Below are 18,664 nucleotides of genomic sequence, written 5' to 3' on the forward strand. Positions count from 1 at the left end.
CGGTCAATCGCTCGGGTCCCGGCGGGAGTTGAGGATCATGCTCACAGGGCGGCCCAACAATTCCCCAACACACCGCACACAGCGGTGGGACGCGTTTGCGCGTAACCTTCGGCTTCCTGACGCCGGGCGGTTGCCGAACACGTACGCTCGCTGCCAGAGACACCCAGGGAACCCCCTGTGCACACGCACCCAACCGCAGAAGTGAGGCGGCCCGAACACCATGGACAGTGCCGAGTACGAGCGTAAGATCGCGGCCCGTTTCGCCACGTTCGATCAGGACGGCAACGGCTACATCTCCCGTGAGGACTTCAGCACGGCGGCTGTCGCCCTGCTCACCGAGTTCGGCGCGACAGCGCGTTCCGAGAAGGGCCAGGCCCTCTACATCGGGGCCGAGGCCTTCTGGCAGGGCATGGCCGGCATCGCCGACCGTGACGGTGACCAGCGGATCACCAAGCACGAGTTCGTGGGCGGCGCGGTGAAGCGCCTGCGCGACAACCCCGCCCGGTTCGCCGAGATCGCACGGCCGTTCCTCGACGCCATGATCGCCGTGGCGGACGCCGACGCCGACGGCGCGGTCACCCCGCAGGAGGTCGGTCGCGCCCTGAAGGCACTCGGCGTCCAGGCGGACATCGCCGAGACGGCGGGCACCGCGCTCGACGCGGACGCGGACGGCAAGGTCTCGGAGGCGGAGATCGTCGCGGCGTTCGCGGCGTACTTCACGGTGCCCGAGTAACTCACTCCTCCGCGAACCGCTCGCGCAGCTTGTACTTGAGCACCTTCCGCAGGGTCTCGTTGCGGGGCAGGGCCTCCACGGTCTCCAGCTGTTCCGGCAGCTTGTACGTGGACAGGCCCTCCCCGCGCAGATACGTCACCACGGAGTCCAGCGACAGGGCGTCATGTGCGCCCGTCCGCTGCTCGATCACCGCGCAGACCCGCTCGCCCCGCTCGGGGTCCGGGAGGCCGATGACGGCCGCGTCGTTCACGGCCGGATGCCGGTGAAGGAGATCCTCGATCTCCTTCGCCGAGATGTTCTCGCCCTTGCGGATGATGATGTCCTTGGCCCGGCCGGTCAGGACCAGATGTCCGGTCGGCTTCACGTGCCCCAGGTCCCCGGTGATCAGGAAGCCGTCCGCGTCGAAGACCTCCGCGCTCTGCCGCGGGTCCAAGTACCCCTGGCAGACGGCCTCCCCGCGCAGCCGCACCTCGCCGTCGACCCCGGCGGGCACCTCCTTGCCCTCGGCGTCCGTGACCCGGATCTCCATCCCCTCCGGGGGGAGTCCCTCCGTCGTGGCGAGGTTCTCCGGAGTGTCGTCCGGAGCGCCCATCGTGATCATCGGTACTTCGGTCATGCCGTAGCCATGGGTGAGCTGGCACCCCATCTCGCGTACGACCGCGTGATAGATCTCCGGCGGCTTCGGCGCCCCGCCGCCCGCGAGGAGGCGCAGGGTGGGGATGACCTTCTCGCCCGCCGGGAGCCCCCGCTGCTCGGCGAGGAACATCGAGTAGAACGCGGTCGACCCGCCCGCCACGGTCACGCCGTGCCGCCGGTAGCCGTCGAGTGCGTCCGGCAGCGCGAACTGCTCGAACATGACCGCCGGGAAGCCGTACAGCAGGAGCATCACCGTGTAGTCGGGCCCGGCGATGTGCGCGAAGGGGAACGCCATCGAGCCGATGTCCGACACCTTCAGATGCAGGGCGTGGGCCAGGCAGGAGCCGCCCGCGATCAGTGAACGGTCGGTGTGCAGCACGCCCTTGGGGTCGGACGTGGTGCCCGATGTCCAGTAGATCCAGCGTACGGATGTGCCGTCGGCGGGCGGGGGAGGCAGCACGGACGGATCGGCGTCGGGCAGATCGTCGTACGCGTACGCCTCGAAGACGCCCCGCGCGCCGAGCCGCCCCGCCATCTCCGTGTGGTCGAAGCCCCGCCACACCCCGGGCACGGCGAAGAACTCGGCCTTCGACTCGCGCAGCGCGAAGCCGACCTCGCGGTCGCGGTAGAAGGGGATGACCGGCGACTGCACGGCGCCGATGCGGGCCAGCGCGAAGGACAGCAGGGCGGTCTCGATGCGGGTCGGCAGCTGCCAGGCGACCACCGTGCCGGGGCGCACGCCCATCTCGTACAGGCCCGCGGCCACGCGCTCGCACCGGGCCCGCAGCTGGCCGAAGGTGAGTGTGCGGTCGTCGGCGGGATCGGCGGCGGCCTGGACGAGGACCGGGGCGTCGGGGGTGAGCGCGGCGCGGCGTTCGATGAGCTCCCAGAGGGTGCGGGATGCGCCGAGCGCGTGGGCGGTCTCGTTCTCTGAAGCGCTCGAGGTGTTCGAGGTACTCATGCGGTGCGATCCCCTCGTGGCCGGAACCGAAGCTGCGCCTAACTGACGGGCAGTCAGATCGTGCGGAGAGCGTAAGGCTCACCGCCTTGTCGGTCCAGGGGTGCGGGGCTAGCCTGCTATCTGACGGGTCATCAGATCACCCGGAGTGGCCGGAGGGATGACCGGAGGCGCCTTGAAAGGCAGGACACCATGACCGAGCTTCCCCGGATCGTCAGCGTCGACGACCATGTGATCGAACCCGCGCATCTCTTCGAGACCTGGCTGCCCGCCAAATACCGTGACCGCGGCCCCAGGCCCCTCACGGCGGGCATCGGCGAACTCGCCTACGTGGCGGGCAAGTACCAGATCACGATGGACCCGGACGGGCCGCCCACCGATTGGTGGATCTACGAAGACCTCAAGTTCCCGTACAAGCGCAACATCGCGGCGGTCGGCTTCGACCGCGACGACATGACCCTGGAAGGCATCACGCGCGCGGAGATGCGGCGCGGCTGCTGGGACCCCGTCGAACGCCTCAAGGACATGGACCTCAACCACGTCGAGGCGTCCCTCTGCTTCCCCACCTTCCCGCGGTTCTGCGGTCAGACCTTCGCCGAGGCGCACGACAAGGAGGTCGCCCTGGCCTGCGTGCGCGCGTACAACGACTGGATGGTCGAGGAGTGGTGCGGCGACAGCGGCGGCCGCCTGATCCCGCTCTGCATCATCCCGCTCTGGGACATCGACCTCGCCGTCGCCGAGATCAAGCGGAACGCGGCGCGGGGGGTGCGGGCGGTCACCTTCTCCGAGATCCCGACCTATCTGGGGCTGCCCTCCATCCACTCCGGCTACTGGGACCCGTTCTTCGCGATCTGCCAGGAGACCGGCACGGTCGTCAACATGCACATCGGGTCCAGCTCCCAGATGCCCGCCGCGTCTCCGGACGCCCCGCCCGCCGTGCAGGCCGCGCTGTCCTTCAACAACGCGATGGCCTCGATGATGGACTTCCTCTTCAGCGGCGTGCTCGTGAACTTCCCGCAGCTCAAACTGGCGTACAGCGAGGGCCAGATGGGCTGGATCCCGTACGCCCTCGAACGCGCCGACGACGTATGGGAGGAGCACCGCGCCTGGGGCGGCGTCCGCGATCTGATCCCCGAGCCGCCGTCGACGTACTACTACCGCCAGATGTTCTGCTGCTTCTTCCGCGACAAGCACGGCGTCGCGTCCCTTGACGTGGTCGGCCGCGACAACGCGACCTTCGAGACCGACTACCCGCACGTCGACTCGACCTTCCCCAACACCAAGGAAGTCGCCCTCGACCACGTCAAGGGGCTCGACGACGAGACGATCTACAAGCTGATGCGGGGCAACGCGATCCGCATGCTGGGCCTGGACCTGGACAAGTAGGCGGGGCCGGCGTGGATCTCACGTACACGGAGGAGGAAGAGGACTTCCGGGCGCGGCTGCGCGCATGGCTCGCCCGGACGCTCCCCGAACTGCCGCCGCGCCCCGACCCGCTGGACTGGCCGGGGCGGCGCGCGTACGACATGGGGTGGCAGCGCAGGCTGTACGACGCCGGGTACGCGGGCCTGCACTGGCCCGTCGACGCGGGCGGGCAGGGTGCGACCCCGACACAGCATCTGATCTTCCTGGAGGAGACGGAGAAGGCGGGCGCTCCCTACGTAGGCGCGAATTTCGTGGGCCTGCTGCACGCGGGCCCGACCATCGCATCCGAGGGCACGCCCGAACAGCGGGCGCGCTGGCTGCCGCCGGTCCTGCGCGGCGACGAGGTGTGGTGCCAGGGCTTCAGCGAGCCGGACGCCGGATCGGACCTCGCGTCGCTGCGCACGCGCGCGTGGCGGGACGGAGACGACTACGTGGTGAGCGGGTCCAAGATCTGGACCTCGCACGCGGAGGTCGCCGACTGGTGCGAGCTCCTCGTGCGTACGACACCGGTGAGCGAGGCCGTGCCGAAGCACCGCGGCATCTCCTGGCTCGCGATGCCGATGGACGCCCCCGGGATCACCGTCCGCCCGCTGCGCACGCTCGCCGGCTCCACGGAGTTCGCCGAGATGTTCCTCGACGAGGTGCGGGTGCCGGTCGCCAACCGGGTCGGCGCGGAGAACGACGGCTGGCGCATGACGATGGTGACGCTGTCCTACGAGCGCGGGACGGCCTTCGTGGGGGAGGTCGTCGCCTGCCGCCGCGTCCTGGGCGAGCTTGCCCGCGAGGCCCGCAAGAACGGGCGCTGGGACGACGCGGTGCTGCGGCGCAGGCTTGGCAGGCTGAGCGCCGAGTTCGGGGCGCTGTGGCGGCTCACCCAGTGGAACGTGAGCGAGTCGCAGCGGTCGGGGGGTGTGCCGGGGGTGGGGGGTTCGGTTTTCAAACTGCGGTACTCGCATGCGCGGCAGGAGCTGTACGACGCCGCCGGGGAGGTCCTTGGGGTGGGCTCGTTGGACCTGGACCACGAGTGGACCCTGGACCGGCTCTCGTCCCTCTCGTACACGATCGCCGCCGGGACCTCGCAGATCCAGCAGAACATCGTGGCCGAGCGGATACTCGGCCTCCCCAAGGGGCGGTGAGGGAGCGTATGGATTTCCAACTCACTGAGGATCAGCGGGCGTTGCGGGGTGGGGTACGGGATCTCCTCGAGGGGCGGTTCGATGTGCGGGCCGCGTTGGACGAGGGCTCTTCTCTGGACCGGGGTTTGTGGAAGGAGCTGGGGGACGCCGGGTTCTTCTCGCTGATGGTGCCGGAGGCGGATGGCGGGGTCGGACTGGGGCTTCCTGAGGCGGTGTTGGCCTTTGAGGAGGCGGGGCGGGTGTTGCTGACGGGGCCGCTGGTGGGGACGTTCCTCGCCGCGGGGGCCTTGCAGGGGGCTGCGTCGGGGGAGGCGGTGGTCACTTGCTCCTTTGGTTCGCTGGTCCCTTGGCTGGACGAAGCGGATGTTGTCCTGGGCAGCGGCGTGGAAGGTGCTGTTCCGTTTCGTTCGCTGGATCCCCTTACGCCGCTTCATCGGTTGCCCGGCAGTGGGGGTCTTGCCCACCCTTCCCCAAGCTCTCGGCTTCGCTCGAGCAGGGGAGACCCCACTCGCCCTGCGGGACGCCTGCCCAAAGCAAGGGCGGGGGCGGGCGACCGGGATTTGGCGGATTTGCTCGTCGCCGCCGAGCAGCTCGGGTCTGCTGGGAAGACGCTGGAGATGGCTGTCCGGTATGCCCGGGAACGTACCCAATTTGGGCAGGCCATTGGGGGGTTCCAGGCCGTGAAGCATCTGTGTGCGCAGATGCTCGTCCGTACCGAGGTCGCGCGCGGTGCCGTCTACGCCGCGGCCGTCACCGGTGACGTACTGGAGATCGCCGGGGCCAAGCTGCTCGCCGACGAGGCGGCGGTGCGCAACGCGCGGGACTGTCTGCAGGTGCACGGCGGGATGGGGTTCACCTGGGAGGCGGACGTGCATCTGCATCTCAAGCGGGCCTGGGTGCGGGCGGGCCTCGGCCGGTCGGCGGCTCAGGCGGAGGAGGAGCTGGCCGCGGCGCTGTGAAGGGCGGGCCAGATGTGACGCTGTGCGTTCGGTGTGACGCCGCGTGTGAACTGTGGTGCCACCGTGGGGAGAGTGATCGACTTGTGAAGTCTGTGAAGCGGGGGGAAGCTACAGAGCGTCGATATCGGGTTGTGTCCTAGGCGTGACTCGTCACGGCACGGAGTCGGGCTTCCGCTCCGGTACCTTGTGTGGGATGCGAATGGTTCTGAGGCCGAGCCATGCCGGTGCTGCCCCTGAGGCGGCTCCGGGCCCGGCGTTGCGCGCCGCTCGCAGCGCAGGAAGGCGCCTCGCGCCCGCCTGTTCGACCCCCGGCAGCACGCGTCGCACAGTATGCCGCACGCGTACTCCTTCGCGCTGGAATATGCCCGAAGCGCTTGTTGGGGTGACTGAACGTCAACCATGCTGTCTCTCAAGGGGATCACGTTCCGTGACCCTGTGGAGTCGCGAGGCGATGTGTCCGCCGGTTCGGATGGTGTGAGCGGTGCAGGTGCTTCAAGTTCAGCTGGAGGTCAGGCCTGACCCCGCAGAGGTGGGGCGGGCCCGCAGGTGGGCGCGTTCGCGGCTCGCCGGTTCCGGCATAGGAGTCGATGAGCCACTGGCCGAGACGCTGATCCTGCTTATCTCGGAGCTCGTCACCAACGCCGTTGTGCACACGGGCTGTCCGGCCGTGCTGCGCATGGTGCTCCCCGACGCCCCGGACGTCGCCGAAGAGGCCGCGGGGCAGGGCGCGGGGACCGTCAGGGTCGAGGTCGCCGACGCCAGCGCCCGCCCGCCGCGGCCGCGCCACGCGGACGGCGAGGAGACCAACGGCCGGGGCCTCGAACTCGTCGACGGTCTCGCGGACCGCTGGGGCTGGCAGCCCGAAGGCGCCGGCAAGAGCATCTGGTGCGAGGTGGACCGGTGCGAGCAGGGAGTCGGCGCGGTGGCGTTCGACGGCACGACCTATGGCGACGTGGCGTACGAGGCTGTCTGAGCCGGTGTGTACGAGGCCGTCCGAGTCCTCCGTGCGAGGCCGTCTGGGTTTCCGGGCCTTGCGTGCGAGGCCGTCTGAGCTTCCGGCGGGCGCCCCTGGCCCCGTGCCGGGCTCCTGTATGCGCCGTCGCGTGCCACGATGCGCGGCCGTGCGCGGTCGGTACAAAAGCGGCATAATTCATTAATCACCGGACGGGTGTTGACGTACCGTGTCCGATTGATCACGCTTATGTGCAGCGATTCGCCGCGAGGGGACGCCGAGGGACGGTGGTGTGTGTGGCCCGGACCTTGGCGAGACGTGGGTCGCCATTCGGCGTCAGTCCCTTCGGGGCCGAAAGACAGGGCTTGTTCGCCGGAGCCGGATGGCGGCGCGTGCGGCAACGCGCTCGGGGCGGGAGCCGGGGCGCCGCCATCCGAAGGCTCATTACGGGAGGCCCATTACGGGGTTCGCGGCACGGCCGCCCCCCCCCGGCGGACCTCACAGCACCGCGACCGGCGCCACCGGCGACCCCGTACCGCCGATGAACGGCTCGGGCATCGCGGAGAGCAGGAAGCTGTAGCGGGAAACTTCTGCACAGGCTGTGGACAACTTTTCCAGATTCCAGTTCTGGCCCTGGAGCATCCCCATCTCGACGAGGTCGAGCGCGTGCACCGGCAGCCACAGATTCTCGATCTCGGGCGGGAAGATCTCGAAGGTGAGGGTGTCGTTGGCGACCGCCGCGACATCGCGCGCGTGGAACCACTCCGGGGTGCGGACCGAGAGGCCCGGCGACGGATAGCCGTACGCGTGCTTGTCGCCCGCCAGATAGACCTGGACCTGCCCCGTGCGTACGAGGACGATGTCGCCGGCGCGGACCGTGACGCCCCCGAACTCCTCGGCCTCTGCCAGGTCTTCGGGCGTGACCGCGTGATCGCCCGGCAGTCGGTCGACGCCCTTGACGCGCGCGACGTCGAGCAGTACGCCGCGCGAGACGAGGTGCGGCACCTTGTCGATGCCGCTGAACCGGGCGCGGGTGTGCGGGGTGATGGAGTCGGCGGGGCGGCCGTTGTAGATCTTCCCCGAGTGCGACACGTGGGTGAGGGCGTCCCAGTGGGTGGCCGTCTGCAGGCTCATCGTGACGACGTCGTCGCTGGTGGCGACCGTGCCGGGGCCGAACAGCTCCTGGTTGATCTGCGTCATGGAGTGGAGGGGGTTGACCCGGCCTTGGATCAGGCCCGACTGCACGCCGTCCTCCTTGAGGGGGAGCGCGAGCGGGACGCGGTGGCCGGTGCGGACGGTGGCGGCAGCCTCGCGTACGACCTGGTCGGTGATCAGGTTGAGGGTGCCGATCTCGTCGTCGGAGCCCCAACGGCCCCAGTTGTTCACGCGCTTGGCTATGTCGTGGAACTCGGGCGGCAGCGACATGAGTCCTCCCCGGGGCTTGTCTTTCGGTATCTGACGGGTCATAGAATCTAACGGTCCGTCAGAAACCGCGGGAAGGGGCCGGACGTGGGGAACTTCTTGGCAGGCAAGGTGGTGGCCGTCACCGGCGCCGGGCGCGGCATCGGCAGGGCCGTCGCGCTCGCCGCGGCGGCCGAGGGGGCGCGGGTCGTCGTCAACGACTACGGCGTCTCGATGGAGGGCGGCGAACCGACCAGCGAGATAGCCGATGCCGTGGTCAAGGAGATCCAGGCCGCGGGCGGGGAGGCCGTCGCCGTCGCCGATGACGTGTCGACCATGGCGGGCGGCCAGCGGATCGTCGACGTCGCGCTCGCGCAGTACGGGCGCATCGACGGTGTCGTGTGCGTGGCCGGGATCCTGCGCGAGCGGATGCTCTTCAACATGTCCGAGGAGGAGTGGGACCCGGTGGTCGCCACGCACCTGAAGGGCACGTTCACCGTCTTCAGGGCCGCGTCGGCAGTCATGCGCAAGCAGGGTGGCGGCACGCTGATCGGGTTCACCAGCGGCAACCATCAGGGGTCTGTCGCGCAGGCCAATTACAGCGCGGCCAAGGGCGGGATCATCTCGCTGGTGCGCAGTGCGGCGCTGGGGCTCAACAAGTACGGGGTGACCGCCAACGCCGTTGCCCCTGTTGCCCGTACGCGGATGTCGGCGAACGTACCGATGGAGCTGAAGGAGATCGGGGAGCCGGAGGACGTGGCCGCGCTTGTCACCTATCTGCTGAGCGACCGGGCGCGGCAGGAGAAGATCACCGGGCAGGTCTATACGGTCGCGGGGCCGAAGATCGCGGTGTGGGCGCAGCCGCGGGAGCTGCGGGCCGGGTACGTGGAGGGCGGCTGGACGCCCGAGAAGATCGCCGACTTCCTGCCGGGGACGGTGGGTGTCGACCCGATGCCGATGCTGGCGCAGCTTGAGGCCATGGCGAAGGCGGCGGCGGCCAAGGACCGGCCCAACGCGGGGCCTGGCGCGGCGCCCGGTGCGCGGCCGGGCGCGTAGGCGGGCCGGGGGCGTGGACTTCGGGTTCGGCGTCGAGGACGAGGAGTTCCGGGCGGAGGCGCGGGCATGGCTCGCCGAGCGTCTCGTGGGCGACTACGCCGGTGCGGTGGGGCGTGGCGGGCCGGGGAGTGAGCACGAGGGGGGTGCCGAACGCCGGTCTTGGGAGCGGGAGTTGGGGCGGGGCGGTTGGATAGGGCTTGGGTGGGATTCGGACTCGGGCTCGGTCGCGTACGGGAACCGGCGGGCGACGCTGACCCAGCAGGTCGTCTGGGCCGAGGAGTACGCGCGCGTGCGGGCACCCGGGCGGTACGGGCACATCGGCGAGAACCTGCTCGCGCCGACGCTCCTCGCCTACGGCACGCAGGAGCAGCGGGACGAATTCCTGCCGGGCATCGCGCGCGGGGAGGTCCTGTGGTGCCAGGGGTACAGCGAGCCCGGTGCGGGGTCCGATCTGGCGGGGGTGCGGACTTCCGCGGTGCTGGATGCCGGGCAGGAGGTGTACCGCGTCAGCGGGCAGAAGATCTGGACCTCGCTCGCGCATGAGGCCGACTGGTGTTTTGTGCTGGCTCGGACCGAGGCCGGGTCTCGGGGGCATGCGGGACTTTCGTTCCTGCTCGTACCGATGGATCAGCCGGGGCGGATCGAGGTGCGGCCCATCCGGCAGTTGACCGGGACCAGCGAGTTCAACGAGGTGTTCTTCGACGGGGCGGTCGCCAGCGCCTCGCATGTGGTGGGCGGTGTCGGGAATGGGTGGCGGGTGGCGATGGGGCTGCTCGGGTTCGAGCGGGGTGTCTCGACGCTGGTCCAACAGATCGGATTTGCACAGGAGTTGGCGGGGGTCGTGCGGTGCGCTCTTGATTCGGGGGCCGCTGTGTCCGATCCCGTGCTGCGGGACCGGCTGGTGCGGCAGTGGGCCGAGCTGCGGGTCATGCGGTGGAACGCGCTGAGTACGTTGGGGAGTTCGGGGGGTTCGGGAAGTTCGGGCGGTTCTGGCGGTGACTCGGGGGCGCCGAGCGTGGCCAAGTTGCTGTGGGGTCGGTGGCATCAGCGGCTCGGGGAGCTGGCCATGGGGGTGCGGGGGGCTGCCGCGGCCGTGGGGCCGGGGGACTGGAGCGAGGAGTCCCCGTACGAACTCGACGCTCTGCAACGGCTCTTCCTCTTCACGCGGGCCGACACGATCTACGGCGGCTCGGACGAGATTCAGCGGAACATCATCGCCGAGCGGGTGCTCGGTCTGCCGAGGGAGGCTCGATGAGGGGTGTCGTTTTCGACGGGCGGAAGGTCGACGTCGTCGATGACCTGGAGATACGTGATCCGGGGCCGGGGGAGGTGCTGGTCGCCGTCGCGGCGGCGGGGCTCTGCCACAGCGATCTGTCGGTGATCGACGGGACGATTCCGTTTCCCGTGCCGGTGGTGCTCGGGCACGAGGGCGCGGGAGTGGTGGAGGCCGTGGGCGCGGGGGTGACGCATGTCGCCGCCGGAGACCACGTCGCGCTCTCGACCATCGCGAGCTGCGGCGCCTGCGCCGAGTGCAACCGGGGGCGGCCGACCATGTGCCGCAAGGCGATCGGGATGCCTGACCGGCCGTTCTCGCGGGGCGGTGAGCCGCTGTACCAGTTCGCGGCGAACTCCGCGTTCGCGGAACGGACGCTCGTCAAGGCCGTGCAGGCGGTGAAGATCCCGGAGAGCATTCCGCTGACGTCCGCCGCGTTGATCGGGTGCGGGGTGGTGACCGGGGTCGGCGCCGCGCTGAACCGCGCGAAGGTCGACCGCGGGGACAGCGTGGTCGTCATCGGGACGGGCGGCATCGGGCTCAATGTGCTGCAGGGGGCGCGGATCGCGGGGGCCACGAAGATCGTCGCGGTGGACTCGAACCCGGGGAAGGAAGCGGTGGCCCGGCAGTTCGGGGCGACGCACTTCCTGGAGTCGGTGGAGGGGGTGAAGTCGATCCTGCCGAACGGGGCCGATCACGCCTTTGAGTGCGTGGGCCGGGTGGAGTTGATCCGGGCGGCCATTGATCTGCTGGACCGGCATGGGCAGGCGGTGCTGCTGGGCGTGCCGGCGGCCACGGCTGAGGCGTCGTTCACCGTCTCGTCCCTGTTCCTGGACAAGTCGATCCTGGGCTGCCGCTATGGCTCGGCGCGCCCGCAGCGGGACTTCGCGCTGTACGCGGAGCTGTACGGGGAGGGGCGTCTGCTGCTGGACGAGCTGGTGACGGCGACGTACCCCGTGGAGGACTTCGCGAAGGCGGCGGGGGATGCGGAGGCGGGGAGGGTGGCGAGGGGCGTCTTGACGTTCTGAGGGGGCTGGCCGGGGGCCTGGGGTGGCCTGCGGCCCCGGGGCTCGTGACGCGGCGCTCCGTCCCACCGCTTCGCGGCGGATCTTTCCCGCCCACCCGCCCGATTGCCCTGTGGGTCAATTGGGCGGGTGGGTACGGCTTGTTCGTGTGGCGCGGCTTCTCTGTCCCGCCGCTTCGCGGCGGATCCTCCCCGCCCACCCACCCGATTGCCCCGCGGGGTAATCGGGTGGGTGGGCGGGAGAGGCTTGTGCGTGGGGGGAAGCGCTGCGGGGTGATCGGGCGGGTGGTGGGAGAAGCGCGTTCGGCCAGCTTTGTGCTGCGGGTGGAAGAGGCCCGTTCTGGCGCCCCTGCGCTGAGGGTGGCGAGGGGCTGTGCCTGCGCCCCTGCGCTGCGGGGCGGAAGAAGGCTGTGCCTGCAGCCCTGCACCGCCGGGTAATTCAGGGGCGGCACCCCCCGGCGGGAGCCTAACTTCGGGGGATGAGTTATCGCGATGTGGCGACCCGGCCCGTAGCCGCGTGGGGCCTCGTGGCCGTGGGGGCCAGGATGCCCGTGGCCATGGCCCCGCTCGCCCTGGTGTTTCTGGTGCGGGAGCGCCCCGGCGGCTACACCCTGGGGGCGGTGCTCGCGGCGGCGTACGTCGTGGGCGAGATCGCCGGAGCACCGCTGCTCGGGATGCGGATGCGCGCCGAGCGGGCCAGGCCCCAGCTCGCGGCGGGGCTGGCCGTGGGCGCGCTCGCCTTCGGTGCGCTGGGGGTGTTGCCCCAGGCCCACCCCGTGGTGCTCGGCGCTGCCGCCTTCCTGGCAGGCGCCGCCCCCGCCGCCGCCCCGGGCGGCCTGCGCGCCCTGCTCACCAGCCTCGTGCCCGAACACGCCGCCGCCCAGGCGCTGTCCGCCGAGTCGGTGCTCACGTTCAGCGTGTGGGCCGTCTCGCCCGCCGCCGTCACGGGCCTCGCGCTCGGCGTCGCGCCGCAGCTGCCGCTGGTGCTCGCCGCCGTGCTCATGGCCTCCTCCGTGGCCGGCCTGTGGATGCTGCCGGCCGGCTGGCGGTCCGACGAGAACGACCGGGGCGGCGAGTCCATGGTGCGGATCATGGTCCGGGCCTGGCCGGTGTATGTGACGGGTGCCGCCAGTCTCTCGCTGCTCGCCCTCGCCGAACTGGTGCTCCCGGCGCTGCTTGAGCAGCGCGGCATCGAGGTCGGCTGGGCGGGCCCCCTGCTCGCCGGGCTCGCGATCGGTTCGGCCGTCGGGTCGGTGGTGTACGGGCTGCGCAGCTGGCCGGGGCGGCTGCGCACCCAGAGCATGGTGCTGATGTTCGCGGTCTCCGGAGTCGTCGCCGTCGTCGCGCTGATGCCGAGCACCGGACTGATCGCCGCGGGCCTGGCCGTCGCGGGACTGCTGCAGGCCGGCGCGATGCTGACCCGGAACCTGACCCTGCGCGAGGTCCTGCCGCCGAGCGCGCTCGCCGCCGGCTACTCGGTCATGTACGCGGCCGTAGGCGCCGGTTACGCGGCCAGCGGCTCCCTCGCGGGCGGCCTGCTCACCGTCGTCGCACCGTCGACCGCCATCCTCGCCGGGGTCGGCCTCACCCTCGTACTGACGGTGGTGGGCGTGCTCGGCGAGGTCAAGCCGGCACCGTCCGGCGGGGGCCGGCCGTCACCGTCCGGCGACGCGGACGGCGGTCCGGAACGTGCGCCGGTACGCGGTGGGGGTGACACCGAGAGCCGCCTGTAGGTGCTGCCGCATCGACTGGGGCGTTCCGAAGCCCGCCTCCCGGGCCACCTGGTCGACCGACAGATCGCTCGACTCAAGGAGGTGCCGCGCCCGCTCCACGCGCTGCTGGGTCAGCCACTGGCCGGGGCTGACGCCCACCTCCTCGCGGAAGCGGCGCGTGAAGGTGCGTACGGACATCGACTCCTGGTCGGCCATGTCGCGCAGCTGGATCGGTTCGTGCAGATGGCCGAGCGCCCAGCCGCGGGCCGTGGTGGTGGTCGCCAACTGGGGCTCGGGGACGGGGCGTTGGATGTACTGCGCCTGGCCGCCGTCCCGGTGCGGCGGCACCACCGTGCGGCGCGCCACCTCGTTGGCCACCGCCGAGCCGTGGTCGCCGCGTACGACATGGAGGCAGAGGTCGACACCCGCCGCCACGCCCGCCGATGTGAGTACGTCGCCGTCGTCGATGAACAGGACGTCGGCGTCGACGGTGATCTTGGGGAAGAGCCGCTGGAAGTGTTCGGCCGACGACCAGTGCGTGGTGGCCCTGCGGCCGTCGAGGTAGCCCGCCGCCGCGAGGACGTACCCGCCCGTGCAGATGGCGACCAGGCGGGTGCCGGGCCTGATGTGGGCGAGGGCGGCGGCGAGTTCGCCGGTCAGACGGCCCTCTTCGTAGACGGGACCCAGCTCGTACGACGCCGGGACCACGACGGTGTCGGCGGTGGCGAGGGCCTCGGGGCCGTTCTCGACGAGGATGGCGAAGTCCGCGTCGGTGTGGACCGGGCCCGGCGGGCGGATCGAGGCGGTGATCACCTCGTACAGGCGCTCGCCCGCGCTGTCTCTCGTACGCCCGAAGATCCGTTGCGGAATGCCCAGTTCGAAGGGGATCACGCCGTCCAGGGCCAGCACGACGACGCGGTGCCGGGGCGTGCTGGGTGCGCTGGTCGCTGAGGCCATGGCCCGATTCTAGCGAAGGCTGTCCTTCGGGCCACTCGATCGTGATCGACGGCGGCCCGATGCTGATGGGCGTGGCACAGACAGACCTGAACGAGACGACCGGGCCGGCCTCGAAGGCTCCGCGGCCCCGCCGCATCCACCGCGCCTGGTTCGTCGCCGCCGTCACCTTCGTGACGATCATCGGCGCCGCGGCCTTCCGGTCCCTTCCGGGGCTGCTCATCGGCCCGCTGCACCAGGAGTTCCACTGGTCGCGCGGCACGATCGGGCTCGCGGTCTCCATCAATCTCGCGCTGTACGGGCTCACCGCGCCGTTCGCCGCCGCGCTGATGGACCGGTTCGGCATCCGCAAGGTCGTCGCCGTCGCGCTCGTCGTGATCGCGCTCGGGTCGGGCCTGACGGTCTGGATGGACTCCGCCTGGCAGCTGCTGCTGTGCTGGGGGCTGCTCGTCGGCCTCGGGTCCGGTTCGATGGCGCTCGCCTTCGCCGCAACCGTCACCAACCGGTGGTTCACCACGCGCAAGGGCCTGGTCACCGGCATCCTCACGGCCGCATCCGCCTCCGGCCAACTGATCTTCCTGCCGCTGCTCTCCTGGATCGTCGACCGGCACGACTGGCGTCCTGCCGCGGTGACGGTGTCGCTCGCCGCCTTCGCGGTGGTCCCCTTCGTCTGGCTGCTGCTTCGCGACCACCCGGCCGACGTGGGCCTGAAGCCCTATGGCTCCCAGGAGTTCGTGGAGAAGCCGCCACCGGTCACGGGGGCCGCGCGGCGCGCGGTCACGGTGCTCTTCAAGGCGGCACGCACCGGACCCTTCTGGCTGCTAGCCGGCACCTTCGCGATCTGCGGCGCCTCGACGAACGGCCTGGTCCAGACGCACTTCGTGCCCGCCGCGCACGACCACGGCATGCCGGTCACGGCCGCCGCGTCGCTGCTCGCCGTCATCGGGGTCTTCGACGTGATCGGGACGATCGCCTCCGGCTGGTTCACCGACCGGTTCGACGCGCGCCGGCTGCTCGCCGTGTACTACGCGCTGCGCGGCATCTCGCTGCTCTTCCTGCCGATGCTGCTCGCGCCGTCCGTGCGGCCCCCGATGATCTTCTTCATCGTCTTCTACGGCCTCGACTGGGTGGCGACGGTGCCGCCGACCCTGGCGCTCTGCCGCGAGCAGTACGGCGACGACAGCGCGATCGTCTTCGGGTGGGTGCTCGCATCGCACCAGGTGGGCGCCGCGGTGGTGGCCTTCGCTGGCGGTGTCGCGCGGGACGCCTTCGGGTCGTACGACGTCGTCTGGTACGCATCGGGCGCGCTGTGCGCGGCGGCCGCGCTGATGGCCCTGGTGATCCGGCGGCGGGGCGAGGGCGCGGGGGTGCGGCCCGCTCTCACATAGGTCTCACGGAGGGAGTGGCGATCCGGCCCGCTCTCACGGAGGGAGTGGCGATCCGACCCGCTCTCACGTAGCGAAGCGGCCGAACCTGCCCCGGTGGAAGAGCAGTGGCTCCCCCGCGTCGGCGGCTCCGAGCGCCTCCACCTTGCCGACCACGATCAGGTGGTCGCCGCCGGTGTGCACGGCCTGGATCGTGCAGTCGATCCAGGCCGGTGCGCCGGTCAGCCGGGGCGAGCCGGTGACCGGCGCCGCCTCGTGCTCCACTCCCGCGAACTTGTCGGCGCCGCTGACCGCGAAGCCGCGGCACAGCTCGCCCTGGTCGGCACCCAGGACGTTCACGCAGAAGACGCCCGCGCGGGCGATGCGGGGCCACGTCGTCGACGTACGCGCGACCATGAACGAGACGAGCGGCGGGTCGAGGGAGAGCGAGGAGAAGGACTGGCAGGCGAATCCGGCCGGGCCCGGTTCGCCTTCCGATGCCGGTGCCGTGACAACGGTCACGCCGGTGGCGAAGTTCCCGAGCACACGCCGGAATTCGCCCGGATCGAGCGGAGCCCGCTCGTCGTCGCCGACGGCCCGCAGCTGCGGGCGCGGCAAGGCCTCGACCGGCCCGGTGGTGGTCGATGCCCCGACCGACCTGAGGTATCGGACGGCGGTGGCCGCCATCCCAGCGTGTCCCATCACATCAGCCATTGAAGCTGACGGACCGTCAGATGGGAAGGGTGTGGAGGGTACTGCCTGAGCGCCGTCGGGGGCGGCGTATCTTCAGCCCCATGACGTGGGGGAACGTGCGGGACGCCTGGGACAACGAGCACGTGACGGCCGCCGCCGCGGCGGGCGCCGCGCAGCTTCCGGCGGCTGCGGTGGTGGCCTATGTGGTGTCCTTCAGTAACGACGGCTACGGGACGGAGGGCTACGGCGGGGCCTTCGGGCTCGCCTGCCTCATGCTGTTCCTGCCCCTGCTCCTCCCGCTCTTCGGCCTGGTGCACGCGTGCGTGCAGACGATTCCGGGTCTCGTGCTCGGACGGGCGGTGGCCCGCAGGATGCGACGCGGCCCGCAGTGGGCCTGGACCCTGGCCGGTCAGCTGGTGCCGGGCGCGGGGTGGGGGCTCCTCTTCGCCGCCTTCGGCGGCGCGTTCGCCGAGATCACACTGTGGGCGGCGGGAAGCGGAGTGCTGCCCGCGCTGGCCGTCGCCTACTGGGCGAGGTACCCCGGGCGCGGGCTCGAAGGGGCACGGCGGCGCAGGATCTGGGTGCGGTCCGCGCTTGCCTCTGTGGGACTGTTCGTGGCCTCCCTGGGGCTGGCTTTCGTGGCCACCGCCACGGGCGTCATCAAGGAGTACGAGCCGCCACAGCTCAGCCCCGAGCAGGTCGCCGGGGTGTGGCGCCACGAGGACGGCGGCAAGGCGGTCCTGCGGCTGCGGGCGGACAGGCGGGTGGACCTCGCCCCGAATCCGTACGAGGACACGGCCATGGACGACATGGTCGACCCTCTGGACGCCGCCGAAGCCTCGCGCTGTGAGGTCACCGGCACCTGGACGATCGACGTCGACGTGGACGACCGGCGGCCCGTGGTCGCCATCGAGACGGACGGCTGCGACGGCAGGCAGGCCTGGACGATCGGCGGCACGGAGGACGACCCGGAGCTGTTCGTGGTGCTCGGCGACATGGACGCGCCCGAGGTCGAGATCCTGGTCAAGGACTGACCCAAGGACCGAACTGGGCTACACCGCTTCGAGGATCCAGCGCTGTGTGGCCCGCCCGTTCCATTCGACCAGCAGGATTTCAGGCCCGTCGTCGCCGCCCGAGAGGTCGAAGACATCCCCTGAGCGCGGACTGCGGACGCGGACGGTGCCCTCGTCGACGTACTCGATGATCCACGGCGTCGGAGCGGCACGGGAGCCGAGCCGGGGCGGGATGAGCCGGGAGGCGCGCTGTCCTACGTAGACGTCGCCGACCTTGCTCTTGATCGTGTACGCGTTGTCGTCGCCCGCCTCGGTCGGGTCGTCGCCGTGGAAGGCGGTGACCTCCCACTGCTGGGCGGCCAGCTTGCTGGCGATGGCGCCGACGACCGGCACGTTCGGGCCGAGGTCGGCGTCGACGAGCTCCATGTAGAGACCGCTGGCGTCGTTCCTGAAGAGATAGACGCCGTCGGGCAGGCTTCCGGCCATGTGCCCTCCTAGGTCGGGTCTTCTGCCCTCAACATAGGAGGCTGCGCGCGGGCGTCAACGCCCTTCGTACGACGGGGTGCGCCGTTCGACGAAACTGGCCACGCCCTCGTTGGCGTCCGCGGTCGTCATGTTGATCTCCTGCGCGGCGGCCTCCGCGGCGAAGGCGGTCGCGCGGTCGGATTCGAGGGCGGCGTTGACCAGTTGCTTGGTCATGGCGATGGCTCGGGTCGGCCCTGTGGCGAGGCGTTCGGCCCAGGCGCGGGCCGTCTTCTCCAGCTCGTCCGCCGCTACGACGCGATTGACGAGGCCGAGCCGTTCGGCGTCCGCGGCGGGCAGCGCGTCCCCGAAGAACATCAGCTCCTTCGCCCGCTGCGGCCCGACGAGCCGTGGCAGCAGATAGGCGCCGCCGCCGTCCGGCACGAGTCCGCGCCGCACGAACACCTCGATGAACCTGGCCTGTTCGGCGGCGATGACCAGGTCGCAGGCGAACGCGAGATGCGCGCCGATCCCGGCCGCGGTGCCGTTGACCGCGGCGATCACCGGCTTCTCGCAGTCGAGGACGGCCGCGATGAGCCGCTGGGCGCCGAGCCTGATGGTGCGGGCCACGTCGCCGGGAACCCGCTCGCCGCCGCTCGGCGCACCCCGCAGATCGGCCCCGGCGCAGAAGCCCTTGCCGGTGGCGGTGAGCACGACGGCGCGGACGGCGGGGTCGGCGGAGGCGTCGGCGAGCAGAGAGATGACGCGTTCGCGCTGGTCCCAGGTGACGGCGTTCATGGCTTCGGGCCGGTTGAGGGTGATCCACGAGACGCCGTTGTCAGTGGCGTGGAGTACCAATGAGTCGAGGGAGATTTCGGGGGAGGAAGTCATGGGGAAGCGGTTCCGTTCGTTG

General features: G+C 70.9%; 17 protein-coding genes. 11 read left to right on the top strand and 6 right to left on the bottom strand.

Features of this window, described 5'->3' with window-relative positions:
• The first annotated feature begins 220 nt into the window (after positions 1–220).
• Positions 221–733 (top strand): EF-hand domain-containing protein, encoded by a 513-nt coding sequence (locus tag AB0G47_RS38185; RefSeq protein WP_360779844.1) that lies wholly within the window; start codon positions 221–223, stop codon positions 731–733.
• Between the two features lies 1 nt (position 734).
• Here the strand turns inward: AB0G47_RS38185 and AB0G47_RS38190 are convergent, their stop codons facing one another.
• A complete protein-coding gene (locus AB0G47_RS38190; protein WP_360779847.1) occupies positions 735–2,330 on the bottom strand; it encodes an AMP-binding protein in 1,596 nt (531 codons plus the stop codon).
• A gap of 189 nt (positions 2,331–2,519) precedes the next feature.
• Here AB0G47_RS38190 and AB0G47_RS38195 point away from each other — a divergent pair, with 189 nt between their 5' ends.
• From AB0G47_RS38195 to AB0G47_RS38210, 4 genes are all read left to right on the top strand, one after another.
• Complete coding sequence (locus AB0G47_RS38195) at positions 2,520–3,713, top strand: amidohydrolase family protein (RefSeq protein WP_360779850.1); 1,194 nt, start codon at positions 2,520–2,522, stop codon at positions 3,711–3,713.
• An 11-nt stretch (positions 3,714–3,724) separates the two neighbouring features.
• Complete coding sequence (locus AB0G47_RS38200; RefSeq protein WP_360779853.1) at positions 3,725–4,888, top strand: acyl-CoA dehydrogenase family protein; 1,164 nt, start codon at positions 3,725–3,727, stop codon at positions 4,886–4,888.
• A gap of 8 nt (positions 4,889–4,896) precedes the next feature.
• Entirely contained in the window at positions 4,897–5,847 is a 951-nt protein-coding gene (locus tag AB0G47_RS38205) for an acyl-CoA dehydrogenase family protein (protein ID WP_360779855.1), read from the top strand.
• Positions 5,848–6,328: 481 nt separating this feature from the next.
• Positions 6,329–6,820: an ATP-binding protein gene (locus AB0G47_RS38210; RefSeq protein ID WP_360779858.1), complete on the top strand. Its 492-nt coding sequence runs from the start codon at positions 6,329–6,331 to the stop codon at positions 6,818–6,820.
• 477 nt (positions 6,821–7,297) lie between these two features.
• Here the strand turns inward: AB0G47_RS38210 and AB0G47_RS38215 are convergent, their stop codons facing one another.
• A complete protein-coding gene (locus AB0G47_RS38215) occupies positions 7,298–8,224 on the bottom strand; it encodes a cyclase family protein (RefSeq protein ID WP_360779861.1) in 927 nt (308 codons plus the stop codon).
• Positions 8,225–8,308: 84 nt separating this feature from the next.
• Between AB0G47_RS38215 and AB0G47_RS38220 the strand changes: the two genes are divergently transcribed.
• The 4 genes from AB0G47_RS38220 (at position 8,309) to AB0G47_RS38235 (ending at position 13,286) form a co-directional block, all read left to right on the top strand.
• Positions 8,309–9,256, top strand: coding sequence for an SDR family oxidoreductase (locus AB0G47_RS38220; protein ID WP_360779862.1), 948 nt, complete (start codon positions 8,309–8,311; stop codon positions 9,254–9,256).
• A 13-nt stretch (positions 9,257–9,269) separates the two neighbouring features.
• Positions 9,270–10,511: an acyl-CoA dehydrogenase family protein gene (locus AB0G47_RS38225; protein ID WP_360779865.1), complete on the top strand. Its 1,242-nt coding sequence runs from the start codon at positions 9,270–9,272 to the stop codon at positions 10,509–10,511.
• A complete protein-coding gene (locus AB0G47_RS38230) occupies positions 10,508–11,557 on the top strand; it encodes a Zn-dependent alcohol dehydrogenase (protein ID WP_266865379.1) in 1,050 nt (349 codons plus the stop codon). The genes AB0G47_RS38225 and AB0G47_RS38230 overlap by 4 nt, the downstream gene beginning before the upstream one ends.
• 475 nt (positions 11,558–12,032) lie before the next feature.
• The gene (locus tag AB0G47_RS38235) at positions 12,033–13,286 is read left to right on the top strand and encodes an MFS transporter (RefSeq protein WP_360779868.1); all 1,254 of its coding nucleotides are present in this window, start codon (positions 12,033–12,035) and stop codon (positions 13,284–13,286) included.
• Here AB0G47_RS38235 and AB0G47_RS38240 read toward each other — a convergent pair.
• A complete protein-coding gene (locus AB0G47_RS38240) occupies positions 13,209–14,222 on the bottom strand; it encodes a helix-turn-helix domain-containing protein (RefSeq protein ID WP_360779871.1) in 1,014 nt (337 codons plus the stop codon). The two genes, AB0G47_RS38235 and AB0G47_RS38240, sit on opposite strands and share 78 nt — an antisense overlap.
• A gap of 71 nt (positions 14,223–14,293) precedes the next feature.
• On the opposite strand from AB0G47_RS38240, the gene AB0G47_RS38245 reads away from it, so the two are divergent.
• Complete coding sequence (locus tag AB0G47_RS38245) at positions 14,294–15,607, top strand: MFS transporter (protein ID WP_360779874.1); 1,314 nt, start codon at positions 14,294–14,296, stop codon at positions 15,605–15,607.
• A 63-nt stretch (positions 15,608–15,670) separates the two neighbouring features.
• On the opposite strand, the gene AB0G47_RS38250 is transcribed toward AB0G47_RS38245, so the two are convergent.
• A complete protein-coding gene (locus AB0G47_RS38250; RefSeq protein WP_360779877.1) occupies positions 15,671–16,285 on the bottom strand; it encodes a flavin reductase family protein in 615 nt (204 codons plus the stop codon).
• A 92-nt stretch (positions 16,286–16,377) separates the two neighbouring features.
• On the opposite strand from AB0G47_RS38250, the gene AB0G47_RS38255 reads away from it, so the two are divergent.
• On the top strand, positions 16,378–17,310 hold the full coding sequence (locus AB0G47_RS38255; protein WP_360779880.1) for a hypothetical protein: 933 nt from the start codon (positions 16,378–16,380) through the stop codon (positions 17,308–17,310).
• 18 nt (positions 17,311–17,328) lie between these two features.
• Here AB0G47_RS38255 and AB0G47_RS38260 read toward each other — a convergent pair whose 3' ends face one another.
• Together AB0G47_RS38260 and AB0G47_RS38265 are read right to left on the bottom strand one after the other, a co-directional pair.
• Positions 17,329–17,775, bottom strand: coding sequence for an RICIN domain-containing protein (locus AB0G47_RS38260; RefSeq protein ID WP_360779882.1), 447 nt, complete (start codon positions 17,773–17,775; stop codon positions 17,329–17,331).
• 54 nt (positions 17,776–17,829) lie between these two features.
• A complete protein-coding gene (locus AB0G47_RS38265) occupies positions 17,830–18,642 on the bottom strand; it encodes an enoyl-CoA hydratase-related protein (protein WP_360779885.1) in 813 nt (270 codons plus the stop codon).
• Positions 18,643–18,664 lie beyond the last annotated feature (22 nt).

The sequence above is a fragment of the Streptomyces sp. NPDC021622 genome, assembly GCF_040640795.1.
In the GTDB taxonomy this organism is placed as follows: Bacteria; Actinomycetota; Actinomycetes; order Streptomycetales; family Streptomycetaceae; genus Streptomyces.